Origin of the sequence: Haliea sp. (genome assembly GCF_040222615.1) — a bacterium.
Taxonomy (GTDB): domain Bacteria; phylum Pseudomonadota; class Gammaproteobacteria; order Pseudomonadales; family Halieaceae; genus Haliea.
Genome location: NZ_JAVKCQ010000039.1, coordinates 1 through 13848 on the forward strand (window position 1 = coordinate 1; position 13848 = coordinate 13848).

At 60.8% G+C, this 13848-nt stretch carries 12 protein-coding genes and 1 tRNA gene; all 13 read left to right on the top strand.

Annotated features, from left to right (window positions below; genetic code table 11):
* Positions 1-139 (top strand): EF-Tu C-terminal domain-related protein (locus tag RJQ10_RS03860; RefSeq protein WP_502880211.1); only part of this gene is annotated, 139 nt, incomplete at its 5' end.
* Between the two features lie 92 nt (positions 140-231).
* A tRNA-Trp gene (locus tag RJQ10_RS03865) sits at positions 232-307 on the top strand.
* Positions 308-361: 54 nt separating this feature from the next.
* Entirely contained in the window at positions 362-724 is a 363-nt protein-coding gene (gene secE, locus RJQ10_RS03870; protein WP_350143812.1) for a preprotein translocase subunit SecE, read from the top strand.
* A 22-nt stretch (positions 725-746) separates the two neighbouring features.
* Entirely contained in the window at positions 747-1280 is a 534-nt protein-coding gene (gene nusG, locus RJQ10_RS03875; RefSeq protein WP_350143814.1) for a transcription termination/antitermination protein NusG, read from the top strand.
* Positions 1281-1412: 132 nt separating this feature from the next.
* Complete coding sequence (gene rplK, locus RJQ10_RS03880) at positions 1413-1847, top strand: 50S ribosomal protein L11 (protein ID WP_350143816.1); 435 nt, start codon at positions 1413-1415, stop codon at positions 1845-1847.
* A complete protein-coding gene (gene rplA, locus RJQ10_RS03885) occupies positions 1847-2542 on the top strand; it encodes a 50S ribosomal protein L1 (protein ID WP_350143818.1) in 696 nt (231 codons plus the stop codon). The genes rplK and rplA overlap by 1 nt, the downstream gene beginning before the upstream one ends.
* A gap of 310 nt (positions 2543-2852) precedes the next feature.
* Positions 2853-3383, top strand: coding sequence for a 50S ribosomal protein L10 (rplJ, locus tag RJQ10_RS03890; RefSeq protein ID WP_350143819.1), 531 nt, complete (start codon positions 2853-2855; stop codon positions 3381-3383).
* 43 nt (positions 3384-3426) lie between these two features.
* A complete protein-coding gene (rplL, locus tag RJQ10_RS03895) occupies positions 3427-3807 on the top strand; it encodes a 50S ribosomal protein L7/L12 (RefSeq protein WP_350143821.1) in 381 nt (126 codons plus the stop codon).
* Between the two features lie 187 nt (positions 3808-3994).
* Positions 3995-8068, top strand: a complete 4074-nt coding sequence (gene rpoB, locus RJQ10_RS03900; protein WP_350143823.1) for a DNA-directed RNA polymerase subunit beta — start codon at positions 3995-3997, stop codon at positions 8066-8068.
* A gap of 81 nt (positions 8069-8149) precedes the next feature.
* Positions 8150-12367 carry a DNA-directed RNA polymerase subunit beta' gene (gene rpoC, locus RJQ10_RS03905; protein ID WP_350143825.1) on the top strand — a complete coding sequence of 1406 codons (4218 nt, stop codon included), beginning with the start codon at positions 8150-8152 and terminating at the stop codon, positions 12365-12367.
* Between the two features lie 220 nt (positions 12368-12587).
* Positions 12588-12959: a 30S ribosomal protein S12 gene (gene rpsL, locus RJQ10_RS03910; protein WP_350143827.1), complete on the top strand. Its 372-nt coding sequence runs from the start codon at positions 12588-12590 to the stop codon at positions 12957-12959.
* A 113-nt stretch (positions 12960-13072) separates the two neighbouring features.
* Positions 13073-13543, top strand: coding sequence for a 30S ribosomal protein S7 (gene rpsG, locus RJQ10_RS03915; protein ID WP_350143829.1), 471 nt, complete (start codon positions 13073-13075; stop codon positions 13541-13543).
* Positions 13544-13579: 36 nt separating this feature from the next.
* Positions 13580-13848 (top strand): GTP-binding protein (locus RJQ10_RS03920; protein WP_350143832.1); only part of this gene is annotated, 269 nt, incomplete at its 3' end.

A 13848-nucleotide genomic window follows, 5' to 3' on the forward strand; every position in this document is an offset into this window, starting at 1 on the left:
GATGGTAATGCCGGGCGACAACATCCAGATGGTTGTGACGTTGATTGCGCCGATCGCGATGGAAGACGGTCTGCGTTTTGCGATCCGCGAAGGTGGCCGCACCGTGGGTGCCGGCGTCGTCGCCAAGATCATCGAGTAAGAACCCGGTCAGGGGGCGCTTCGGTGCCCTGCTGATTACTCGAGCCGAACCGCTTGCGGGCAGTTCGGCTTCGTTGTCTCAGAAGAGGTTATAGGCCAGTAGCTCAATTGGCAGAGCAGCGGTCTCCAAAACCGCAGGTTGGGGGTTCGATTCCCTCCTGGCCTGCCATTCATGGCAGGGGGCTGCGCGCATGACGCGCGGCCTGATTAAAGGATAGTGTTAATGAGTGTGGAAACGAACGCCGGACGGCTCGATTCCGTGAAATGGGCGGTGGTGATTGCCCTGCTGGCTGCCGGCGTTGTCGGCAACAGTTATTTCTCGGGCGAGTCGCTGTTGTATCGGGTGCTGGGTATTGTTGCGATAGCTATTCTCGCAGCGGTGGTTGCCCTGCAAACCGCCAAGGGTGTGGCCTTCTGGTCGCTGGTCAAGAGTTCCCGCACCGAGATTCGCAAAGTCGTATGGCCGACGCGACAAGAGACGGTACAGACCACGCTGATTGTGGTGGTTTTCGTATTACTGGTGGCGCTGATGCTGTGGGGCCTGGATTCGTTCCTGGGCTGGCTGGTGTCGCTGGTGATTGGTTAGTCAAAAGTTTAAGGGATAGCCGATGGCAATGCGGTGGTATGTGGTTCATGCCTATTCAGGGTTCGAGAAGAAAGTTGCGGCGGCCCTGAAGGAGCGTATCGAACTGCACAACATGCAGGATCGCTTCGGTGAGGTGCTGGTGCCGACCGAGGAAGTTGTGGAGATGCGCGCCGGCCAGAAACGCCGCAGTGAGCGCAAGTTCTTCCCGGGTTATGTATTGGTGCAGATGGAGCTGGGAGACGATACCTGGCACCTGGTCAAGGAGACGCCCCGGGTGATGGGCTTCATCGGCGGCAAGGCAGATGCGCCGGCGCCGATCACCGAGGCCGAGGCCGCCGCTATTCTGCAGCGTGTGGAAGCGGGCACCGAGGCGCCGCGTCCGAAGACGATGTTCGAGCCCGGCGAGATGGTTCGGGTTGTCGATGGCCCTTTCAACGACTTCAATGGGGTTGTGGAAGAGGTCAACTACGAGAAGAGCCGCCTCAATGTGGCGGTGTTGATTTTTGGACGTTCCACCCCGGTGGAGCTGGAATTCAGTCAGGTCGAGAAGGCCTGACCGGTAGCGTGGCGGCGGGCTGGTCCCGCCGCTGATTTTAACGGGCGGCCGCGGCCGTCACAGTGGGGAGCCCGAAGCCCCCGGCCCGCAAGGGCTGGAGTCTGACGGCGCTAATACCCGGGAGTAAAGCTCATGGCAAAGAAAGTCTCAGCTTACATCAAGCTGCAGGTTAAGGCCGGCCAGGCCAACCCCAGTCCGCCAGTCGGGCCGGCGTTGGGCCAGCACGGTGTGAACATCATGGAGTTCTGCAAGGCGTTCAACGCCGAGACCCAGGGCATTGAGCCCGGTCTGCCGATTCCGGTCGTGATCACTGTTTACGCTGACCGTTCATTCACCTTCATCAAGAAGACGCCGCCCGCGGCTGTGCTGCTGCGCAAGATCGCCGGGATTACCTCCGGCTCCGCGACGCCGAATACGGTCAAGGTCGCGAAGGTCAGCCGTGCCCAGCTGGAAGAGATCGCCACCCAGAAGTGGCCCGACCTGACGGCAGCGGACATGGATGCGGCAGTTCGTACTATTGCAGGCAGCGCTCGCTCTGCCGGGATCGATGTTGAGGGGGTTATCTAATGGCCAAGCTCTCCAAGCGCGTACGCGCATTCAAGGACAAGATCCAGCCCGGCAAGGCCTACTCTTTTGAGGAGGCGGTAGCCCTGCTGAAGGAATTTGCCACCGCCAAGTTCAACGAGACCGTAGAGGTATCGGTAAACCTGGGTGTGGATGCTCGGAAATCCGACCAGGCTGTGCGTGGAGCGACAACCCTGCCCCACGGCACCGGCAGCGTCGTTCGGGTCGCCGTGTTCACCCAGGGTGACGCTGCGGAGCAGGCCAAAGCCGCGGGCGCCGACTTTGTTGGCATGGAAGATCTCGCCGAGCAGATCAAGGGCGGCATGCTGGATTTCGACGTGGTAGTGGCTTCCCCCGACGCCATGCGCGTTGTCGGCCAGCTGGGCCAGGTGCTGGGTCCCCGCGGCCTGATGCCGAACCCGAAGACTGGTACCGTGACTCCGGATGTCCTGACCGCGGTGAAAAACGCCAAGGCCGGCCAGGTCCGCTTCCGTACCGACAAGAACGGCATCATTCACGGCGGCATTGGCAAGATCGATTTCGATCCGGCGGCCATCAAGGGCAACCTTGAGGCCCTGCTGTCCGACCTGCGCAAGGCCAAGCCGGCTGCCGCGAAGGGCGTTTACATGAAGAAAATCACCCTGTCCACCACCATGGGTCCGGGTGTCACTGTCGACCAGGCGTCGATAGAAGCTTGACCGGGGTGCCCCCAAAAGGGGCTGTCCCAAAAGGGTCCCTCAGGGATGAGGGCCCCGGGCAACAGCTTCCCACCGGAGGTTGCTGCCCGCTTTGAGGTCTTTGGAGCAGTCTTGGGCAAACGCCTGATTAGCTGAGAACTGAAGGCCATCAAAGACCGTAGGTGACGCGGCCGTCTGTATGCCGACCGCGGCTTAATCGAGCAACCCGCGAGGGTTGCCCAGCCTACGCAGATGGTGAATTGTTCACCACGCAAGGTGGTGCGGCCATAGTGTTGGCGGTACCGGAACTGTAAATCCAGGAGTAATACCAGTGGCAATTGGACTCGAAGACAAGAAAGCGATCGTTGCTGAAGTTAACGAGACTGCCACCAGTGCCCTGTCTCTGGTCATCGCCGATGCACGTGGCGTGACTGTGGGTGGGATGACGGCTCTGCGCAAGAGTGCGCGTGAAAATGCAGTGACCCTCCGTGTAGTGCGGAACACACTGGCAAAGCGCGCACTGGCGGGAACGGAATACGAGTGCGTCTCCGACGTGCTGGTAGGTCCTTCTCTGTTCGGGTTTTCGATGGAAGACCCGGGCGCGGCAGCCCGACTCTTTAAGGATTTCGCCAAGGAGAATAAACACTTCGAGGTGAAGGCACTGGCGGTGAGCGGCCAAATGCTGGGTGCGGATCAACTGGATGTACTGGCCAAGATGCCGACGCGTGATCAGGCACTCTCGCTGTTGATGAGTGTAATGAAGGCGCCGGTAACCAAGCTGGTACAGACGATGAACGAAGTACCTGGAAAATTGGTTCGCACACTGGCAGCAGTACGCGATCAGAAAGAGGCAGCGGCGTAAGCCACTGCTGTTTAATTTATCAGCTAACCAGGAGATATGAGTCATGGCTCTGTCCAAAGATGACATTCTGAATGCAATCGCTGAAATGAGCGTAATGGATATCGTTGAGCTCATCAGCGCAATGGAAGAAAAGTTCGGTGTAACTGCCGCCGCAGCGGTAGCTGCAGCGCCGGCTGCCGCTGCTGGCGATGCCGGCGCAGCTGCCGAGGAACAAACCGAGTTCGACGTGATTCTGGCCAGCGCTGGCGAGAAGAAAGTCAACGTGATCAAGGTTGTTCGCGAAGTTACCGGCCTGGGCCTGAAAGAAGCCAAGGCAGTGGTAGACGGCGCTCCTTCCCCGGTGAAGGAAGGCGTCTCCAAGGCTGACGCCGAGGAACTGAAGAAGAAGCTGGAAGAAGCTGGCGCGACCGTAGAGGTCAAGTAAGCGCTTGCTTTACGTCTGGCTTCTGCTGGACCAGGACAAGGCTGGTGGGCGCTTTTGCCTGCCGGCCTTTTCCCGCTTGAAGAGCACAAGTTTTTTCAGGACGGTCAGTCGTACTACTGGTCGTCCGTCAAAGGCCTCGCTTGCCGCCGGCAGGGCGGCGGGAAGCTAAACACGCTGGGGAGTACTGATGGCATACTCGTACACTGAGAAAAAACGCATTCGCAAGGATTTTGGCACTCTGTCGAACATGATGGATGTTCCCTACCTGCTTGCGATTCAATTGGATTCATACCGGAAGTTTACCCAGCAGGGAGTACCTCTCGAAGAGCGCGGCGACTACGGTTTGCACGCAGCCTTCAAATCCGTGTTCCCCATAGTGAGCTATAGCGGCAATGCTGCGCTCGAGTATGTCGACTACAAACTCGGCGTGCCGGTGTTCGACGTCAACGAATGCCAGTTGCGGGGCATCACCTATTCCTGCGCCCTGCGGGTCAAGGTGCGGCTGATCATCTACGACAAGGATTCGGCCAACAAGACCATCAAGGACATCAAGGAGCAGGAAGTCTACATGGGGGAAATCCCCCTGATGACGGATAACGGCACCTTTGTCGTCAACGGCACCGAGCGGGTGATTGTGTCCCAGCTGCACCGTTCGCCGGGCGTGTTCTTTGACCACGACAAGGGCAAGACCCACTCCTCCGGCAAGCTGCTCTACTCGGCCCGCGTGATTCCCTACCGTGGTTCCTGGCTGGACTTCGAGTTCGACCCGAAGGACATGGTGTTCGTGCGTATCGACCGTCGCCGCAAGCTGCCCGCGACCATCCTGCTGCGCGCGCTGGGCTATCAGTCCGAAGAAATCCTCGATATGTTCTACGAGGTCAACACCTTCTCCGTCGACAAGGACGGCAATTACAAGATGGCGCTGATCCCCGCCCGTCTGCGTGGTGATGTCGCCTCCTTCGACATCAAGGTCGGGCGCAAGGTCATCGTCGAGCAGGGCCGCCGTATCACGGCCCGCCACATCCGCGAGCTGGAAAAAGCGGAAGTCTCGGAGCTGGAGATTCCGCGCGAGTACCTGTACGGCCGCGCCCTGGCGAAAAACATCGTCGACGAGAAAACCGGCGAGGTTGTGGTCGAGTGCAACACCGCGCTGACCGATGAGATTCTCACCCGGCTCAGCGAAATGGGCATCAATACGATTGATACCCTGTATACCAATGAGCTGGATTGCGGGCCCTACGTTTCCGACACCCTGCGCCTGGATTCCACTCGCAACGAACTGGAAGCGCTGGTCGAGATCTATCGGATGATGCGCCCCGGTGAGCCGCCGACCAAGGAGTCTGCCGAAAACCTGTTCCAGAACCTGTTCTTCTCCGCTGACCGCTATGACCTGTCCGCTGTGGGGCGGATGAAGTTCAACCGTCGCCTGGGTCGAGAGGAAGTGACCGGCAGCGGTGTGCTCGACCGCGAAGATATCGTTGACGTAATGAAGGCGCTGGTCGCCATCCGTAACGGTCGCGGCATGACAGACGACATCGATCACCTGGGCAACCGCCGGGTGCGTTCCGTTGGTGAAATGGCCGAGAACCAGTTCCGGGTCGGCCTGGTGCGGGTGGAGCGTGCGGTCAAGGAGCGCCTGTCCATGGCAGAGAGCGAAGGTCTCATGCCCCAGGACCTGATCAATGCCAAGCCGGTTTCCGCGGCGGTAAAAGAGTTTTTTGGTTCCAGCCAGCTGTCGCAGTTCATGGACCAGAACAACCCGCTGTCGGAAGTGACCCACAAGCGCCGCGTTTCCGCCCTCGGCCCCGGTGGTCTGACCCGCGAGCGCGCCGGTTTCGAAGTGCGCGACGTACACCCGACCCATTACGGCCGGGTCTGCCCGATCGAGACGCCGGAAGGTCCGAACATCGGTCTGATCAACTCCCTGGCGACCTATGCCCGCACCAACGACTATGGTTTCCTCGAGAGCCCGTACCGCAAGGTGGTGAATGGCCAGGTCACCGACGACATCGAATTCCTGTCAGCCATCAACGAGGCCGAGCACGTGATTGCCCAGGCTTCGGCGGCCGTGGACAAGGACATGCGCTTTGTCGACGACCTGATCGCCGTGCGGCACATGAACGAATTCACCGTTATGCCGCCCGAGCGCGTCGATTTCATGGACGTGTCGCCCAAGCAGGTGGTGTCGGTTGCGGCGGCGCTGATTCCGTTCCTGGAACACGATGACGCCAACCGCGCCCTGATGGGCTCAAACATGCAGCGTCAGGCCGTGCCGACCCTCAAGTGCGAAAAGCCGCTGGTGGGTACCGGTATGGAGCGCTACGTGGCCGCCGACTCCGGTGTGTGCGTGGTGGCCAGGCGGGACGGTGTCATCGACTCGGTTGATGCCAGCCGCATCGTGGTGCGGGTGAACGATGCCGACGTCGGTCGCGATGAGGCTCCGGTCGATATCTACAACCTGACCAAGTACACCCGCTCCAACCAGAACACCTGTATCAACCAGCGCCCGATCGTGAAGCAGGGTGATGTCGTGGCTCGCGGTGACATACTCGCCGATGGTCCGTCCATCGACATGGGTGAGCTCGCCCTGGGCCAGAACATCCGCATCGCGTTCATGCCCTGGAACGGCTACAACTTCGAGGACTCCATCCTGGTGTCCGAGCGGGTGGTGAAAGAAGACCGCTTCACCACGATCCACATCCAGGAGCTGACCTGTATCGCCCGCGATACCAAGCTGGGTTCCGAGGAAATTTCCGCGGATATTCCCAACGTCGGCGAGAGCGCGCTGTCGAAGCTGGATGAGTCCGGCATTGTCTACATCGGTGCCGAGGTCGAGGCCGGGGACATCCTGGTCGGCAAGGTGACGCCCAAGGGCGAGACCCAGCTGACTCCGGAAGAAAAGCTGCTCCGCGCGATCTTCGGCGAGAAGGCCTCGGACGTCAAAGATACCTCCCTGCGGGTGCCTTCCAGCACTAAGGGCACGGTGATTGACGTCCAGGTATTCACCCGCGATGGCCTGGAGAAGGACCAGCGCGCGCTGCAGATCGAAAAGCATCAGCTGGATCAGTTCCGCAAGGACTTGAAGGAAGAGTACCGCATCTTTGAAGAGGCGACCTTCTCCCTGCTGGGTAACCAGCTCAAGGGTGCGAAGACTGTCAGCGGCGCCGGCCTTGCCAAGGGCACGGAACTGAACGACAAGGTGCTGGCGGAGCTGGATCGCGAGCAGTGGTTCAAGTTGAAGCTGGCGGACGCCGACCTCAACGAGTCGCTGGCCTCAGCGCGGAAGCAGCTCGATGAGCAAAACAAGCTGCTGGAGGATCGCTTCGAGGACAAGAAGCGCAAACTGCAGAGCGGTGATGATCTCGCCCCGGGCGTACTCAAGATCGTCAAGGTCTACCTGGCGATCAAACGTCGCATCCAGCCCGGTGACAAGATGGCCGGGCGTCACGGTAACAAGGGTGTGATCTCGGTGATCATGCCGGTGGAAGACATGCCCTTCGACGAGAACGGCGAGCCGGTGGACATCGTCCTCAACCCGCTGGGTGTACCGTCGCGCATGAACGTGGGCCAGATCCTCGAGACCCACCTCGGCATGGCGGCCAAGGGCCTGGGCGAGAAGATCGACCGGATGCTGCAGGAGCAGCGCAAGGCGGCGGAAGTACGCGAGTTCCTCGACAAGATCTACAACAACGGCGCCGGTCGTCCGGAAGATCTCAAGTCGCTGACCGATGCCGAGATCCTGGCCCTGGCAAACAACCTGCGTGGTGGCGTACCGATGGCAACACCGGTGTTCGACGGTGCGGCTGAGGAATCCATCAAGGAGCTGCTGGCGCTGGCTGACATGCCGGAGAGCGGTCAATTCACCCTGTACGACGGCCGTACCGGCGAGGCGTTCGATCGTCCGGTGACCGTGGGTTACATGTACATGCTGAAGCTGAACCACCTGGTGGATGACAAGATGCACGCCCGTTCCACCGGTTCCTACAGCCTGGTTACCCAGCAGCCGCTGGGCGGCAAGGCCCAGTTCGGTGGCCAGCGCTTCGGGGAGATGGAGGTCTGGGCCCTGGAAGCTTACGGTGCCGCCTACACCCTGCAGGAAATGCTCACGGTCAAGTCGGATGACGTTGCCGGCCGGACCAAGATGTACAAGAACATCGTCGATGGTGACCATCGTATGGAACCGGGCATGCCCGAATCCTTCAACGTGTTGGTCAAGGAGATACGCTCCCTCGGTATTGATATCGAGCTGGAGAGTGACTAACCAGCGCTAATCAGGACTCGGGGCTGACAGCGGCACTTCGTGCCGCTGCGGCTGGAAGGAAAACCTCGCGGAGGAAAGACCTTGAAAGACTTACTTAATTTGCTCAAGTCCCAGGGACAGTCAGAAGAATTCGATGCCATCCGTATCGGCCTGGCGTCGCCGGAAATGATCCGGGCCTGGTCGTTCGGTGAAGTGAAGAAGCCGGAGACCATCAACTATCGTACCTTCAAGCCGGAGCGGGACGGCCTGTTCTGTGCCAAGATCTTCGGTCCGGTGAAGGATTACGAGTGCCTGTGCGGCAAGTACAAGCGCCTCAAGCATCGCGGTGTCATCTGCGAGAAGTGCGGCGTGGAAGTGGCGCTGGCCAAGGTGCGCCGCGAGCGCATGGGCCACATCGAGCTGGCGAGCCCGGTGGCGCACATCTGGTTCCTGAAGTCCCTGCCCTCGCGCATCGGCCTGCTGCTGGACATGACCCTGCGCGATATCGAGCGGGTGCTCTACTTTGAATCCTACGTGGTTACCGATCCGGGCCTGACTACCCTGAATCCCGGGCAGTTGCTGACGGATGAAGAGTACTACGAGGCCATGGAAGAGTTCGGTGACGAGTTCACCGCCAAGATGGGTGCCGAAGCGGTTCAGGACCTGATGCGGCAGCTGGATCTGGAACGCGAGATTGTGACCCTGCGGGAGGAAATTCCCCAGACCAACTCCGAAACCAAGATCAAGAAGTTGTCCAAGCGCCTGAAGCTGATGGAAGCCTTCGCCGGGTCCGGCAACAAGCCCGAGTGGATGGTGCTGAACGCCCTACCCGTACTGCCACCGGACCTGCGCCCGCTGGTACCGCTGGACGGCGGCCGCTTTGCGACCTCCGACCTGAACGATCTCTACCGCCGGGTGATCAACCGCAACAACCGCCTCAAGCGCCTGCTGGACCTGAACGCGCCGGATATCATCGTGCGCAACGAAAAGCGCATGCTGCAGGAGTCCGTGGACGCGCTGCTGGACAACGGTCGTCGCGGTCGCGCCATTACCGGTTCCAACAAGCGCCCGCTGAAGTCGCTGGCCGACATGATCAAGGGCAAGCAGGGTCGTTTCCGCCAGAACCTGCTGGGCAAACGTGTGGACTACTCCGGTCGTTCCGTGATCGTGGTGGGCCCCACCCTGAAGCTGCACCAGTGTGGCCTGCCCAAGAAGATGGCGCTGGAACTGTTCAAGCCGTTCATCTTCGGCAAGCTGGAGGCCCGCGGCCTGGCGACCACCATCAAGGCCGCAAAAAAGATGGTCGAGCGCGAGCCGCCGGAAGTCTGGGATATCCTCGCCGAGGTTATCCGTGAGCACCCGGTGCTGCTGAACCGTGCGCCGACCCTGCACCGCCTGGGGATCCAGGCCTTTGAACCGGTGCTGATTGAGGGCAAGGCGATCCAGCTGCACCCGCTGGTTTGCGCCGCCTACAACGCCGACTTCGACGGTGACCAGATGGCGGTGCACGTGCCGCTGACCATTGAGGCCCAGCTGGAAGCCCGGGCCCTGATGATGTCCACAAACAACATCCTGTCCCCGGCCAACGGCGAGCCCATCATCGTGCCTTCCCAGGACGTGGTCCTGGGCCTGTACTACATGACCCGCCAGCGCGTGAACGCCAAGGGCGAGGGCATGATCTTCGCCAACGTGTCCGAGGTGCATCGCGCCTACCGCGCCGGCCACGTGCATCTGCAGGCCCGCGTCCGGGTGCGTATCCACGAAGTGGTGCAGAACGAGGAAGGCGAGCGTACCGAGCGCACCTTCATTCCCGAGACCACGGTCGGTCGTGCCCTGTTGTGGGAAATCGTGCCCCAGGGCATTGGTTACGACATGGTGAACCAGGATATGACCAAGAAGGCCATCTCCCGGATCATCAACCTGTGCTACCGCGTGGTGGGACTGAAGGCTACGGTGATTTTCGCTGACCAGTTGATGTACACGGGCTACGAGTACTCCACCCGTTCCGGCTCCTCGATCGGCGTCAACGACTTCGTTATTCCCCAGGCCAAGGCCGAGCTTATCGGCCGTGCGGATCGGGAAGTGAAGGAAATCGAAGACCAGTACGCGGCCGGCCTGGTAACCCAGGGCGAGAAGTACAACAAGGTTATCGACATCTGGTCCCGGGCCAACGACCTGGTCTCCAAGGCGATGATGGAAGGTATCTCCAAGGAGTCGGTCACCAACCGCGATGGTGAGGAGGAGCAGCAGGCCTCTTTCAACTCGGTCTACATCTACGCCGACTCCGGCGCCCGGGGTTCACCCGCCCAGATCCGCCAGCTGGCGGGCATGCGCGGCCTGATGGCCAAGCCCGATGGCTCCATCATCGAGACCCCGATCACCGCGAACTTCCGCGAGGGCCTGAACGTACTGCAGTACTTTATTTCCACCCACGGCGCACGGAAAGGCTTGGCGGATACCGCGCTGAAAACGGCGAACTCCGGTTACCTTACCCGGCGCCTGGTCGACGTGGCCCAGGATCTGGTGGTCACTGAAGTTGACTGCGGTACCGATCAGGGCCTGCTGATGACCCCGGTCATCGATGGCGGTGACATCATCGAATCCCTGGGTGACCGCGTGCTGGGCCGTATTGTTGCCCGCGACGTGATCAAGCCCGGTTCCGAGGACGAGATCGCCATCACCGCGGGCACCATGCTCGATGAACTGTGGATCAAGCGTATCGAGGAAATGGGTATCGACGAGGTAGAAGTACGCTCGCCGATCACCTGTGAAACCCGGCACGGCATCTGCTCCACCTGCTACGGCCGCGATCTGGCCCGCGGTCACCGTGTCAACATGGGCGAGGCGGTCGGCGTTGTTGCGGCCCAGTCCATCGGCGAGCCCGGCACCCAGCTGACCATGCGTACCTTCCACATTGGTGGTGCGGCGTCCCGGCAAACGGCCCAGGACAACATCCAGGTCATGAACGACGGCAAGGTCCGCCTGCACAACGTGAAGACGGTGGAGCGCAAGGACGGCTTCCTGATTGCGGTATCCCGCTCCGGTGAGCTGTCAGTCCTTGACACGATGGGTCGTGAGCGCGAGCGCTACAAGCTGCCCTACGGCACCATCATCAAGGTCCGTGACCACGCGGAAGTGGCGGCTGGCGATGTGGTTGCGAACTGGGATCCGCACACCCACCCGATCATCACCGAGGTGGCGGGTACTGCCCGTTTCTCCGGGATGGAAGAGGGGATCACCATCAAGCGCCAGACCGACGAGTTGACCGGCCTGTCCAACATCGAAGTACTGGATGTGGGTGAGCGTCCGGCCGCGGGCAAGGATGTGCGCCCTGCCATTACCCTGGTGGACGACAAGGGCGAGGAGCTGTGCCTGGCGGGTACCAATGTGCCGGCGCACTACTTCCTGCCGGCGAACGCCCTGGTGAACATGGAAGATGGCGCTACCCTGGATGCCGGTGAGGTTATCGCCCGTATTCCCCAGGAAGGCTCCAAGACCCGTGACATCACCGGTGGTCTGCCCCGCGTGGCCGACCTGTTCGAAGCGCGCAAGCCGAAGGAGCCCGCCATTCTGGCGGAGATCTCCGGCACGGTCAGCTTCGGCAAGGAAACCAAGGGCAAGCGCCGCCTGATCATCACGCCGGTGGACGGCAAGTCGCTGGCGGATGGCTCCGATCACTACGAGGCCCTGATTCCGAAGTGGCGCAATCTGTCCGTGTTCGAGGGCGAGTTCGTCGAGAAGGGCGAAGTGGTATCTGAAGGCCCGATGAGCCCCCACGATATCCTGCGCCTGAAGGGTGTCGAGGAGCTGGCCAAGTACATCTCCAACGAGATCCAGGAGGTGTACCGCCTGCAGGGTGTGAAGATCAACGACAAGCACATCGAGGTCATCGTACGGCAGATGTTGCGCAAGGTCGTGATCACCTCCTCCGGCGATTCCAGCCTGATCAAGGGCGAGCAGGTCGAGTACGTGACCTTCCTGGAAGAGAACGAGCGCCTGCTGGCCCAGGATATGGTGCCGGCCGCTGCCGAGCGCGAGCTGCTGGGTATCACCAAGGCGTCGCTGGCAACGGAAAGCTTCATTTCCGCGGCCTCCTTCCAGGAGACCACCCGGGTACTGACCGAAGCTGCGGTCACCGGCAAGCGCGACTACCTGCGTGGCCTGAAGGAGAACGTGGTGGTCGGTCGCCTGATCCCCGCGGGTACCGGCCTGGCCTACCACGAGGAGCGCAAGCGTACGCGCGGTGGCGAGGTCGAAGTGAGCGTGTCGGCGCAGGAGATCGAAGCGGCACTCACCGAGGCACTGCAGGACAGTGAGTAAATGCAGCCGCCCACTCCGCGGAGTGGGCGGCGCTTGACTCGGTGAGAGGGCGTCTATAGAATGCCGCCTCCTCTTTCCCGGGGTGCCAGGCTGTGTGCGGGCAGCTGGCGGGAAGTGCAGGGCCCGGCGGCGTAGTCCGGCAGGGTCCGCAAGCCGCGTTACAGGCTTGAGGTTGGCTGCAAGGCCATGAAATCAAACAAATTTTTGGAGTTCCATCGGAATGGCAACGATCAACCAACTGGTTCGTAAGCCCAGGAAGCGCAAGGTAGCGAAAAGCGACGTACCGGCGCTGCAAAGCTGCCCCCAGCGCCGCGGCGTGTGCACCCGGGTTTACACCACTACCCCCAAGAAGCCGAACTCTGCATTGCGCAAGGTCTGCCGGGTGCGCCTGACCAACGGTTACGAGGTCTCCTCGTACATCGGCGGTGAAGGCCACAATCTGCAGGAGCACAGCGTGGTACTGATACGCGGCGGCCGGGTCAAGGACTTGCCGGGTGTGCGTTACCACACCGTGCGCGGCAGTCTGGATACCTCCGGTGTGGCGGCTCGTCGCCAGGGCCGGTCCAAGTACGGCGCCAAGCGGCCCAAGTAAGCGCTTGGGGTTTCACCCCGGGTAAACGATAGCAGTAAGGCTGAACCACTGCCTCTTCCGCATAATGTGGCAGGTCGGTGTTCGGATTAACCTGAAGAGAGAAGGGCAATACCATGCCAAGAAGAAGAGTAGTCGCCAAACGCGAAGTCCTGCCGGATCCCAAATACGGCAACGTGACGCTGGCAAAGTTCATGAACCACGTGATGGTCAGCGGCAAGAAGTCTGTCGCGGAGAGCATCGTCTACGGTGCCCTCGAGATCGTCCAGGAGCGTCTGAAGAAAGATCCCATCGAGGCTTTCGATGAGGCTCTGGAAAACATCGCCCCGATGGTGGAAGTGAAATCCCGTCGAGTCGGTGGTGCCACCTACCAGGTGCCGGTTGAAGTCCGTCCCTCACGTCGCGTCGCGCTGTCCATGCGCTGGCTTGTTGACTACGCGCGCAACCGCGGTGAGAAATCCATGCGCCAGCGTCTCGCTGGTGAAATCATTGATGCTTCCCAGGGCAAGGGCAACGCCGTGAAGAAGCGGGAAGATGTGCATCGCATGGCAGAAGCCAACAAGGCTTTCTCTCACTACCGGTTCTAATTTTTCGCCAGGCAACCTGTTACAGGGGATTTTATCGTGGCACGCAAGACTCCTATCAAGCGATATCGTAATATCGGTATCTGCGCCCACGTGGATGCGGGTAAAACCACTACCACCGAGCGCGTTCTTTTCTACACCGGCCTCTCGCACAAGATTGGCGAAGTGCATGACGGCGCAGCCACCATGGACTGGATGGAGCAGGAGCAGGAGCGGGGTATTACCATCACCTCCGCTGCGACCACCTGTTTCTGGCGCGGTATGGATGCCCAGTTCGACGAGCACCGCATCAACATCATCGACACCCC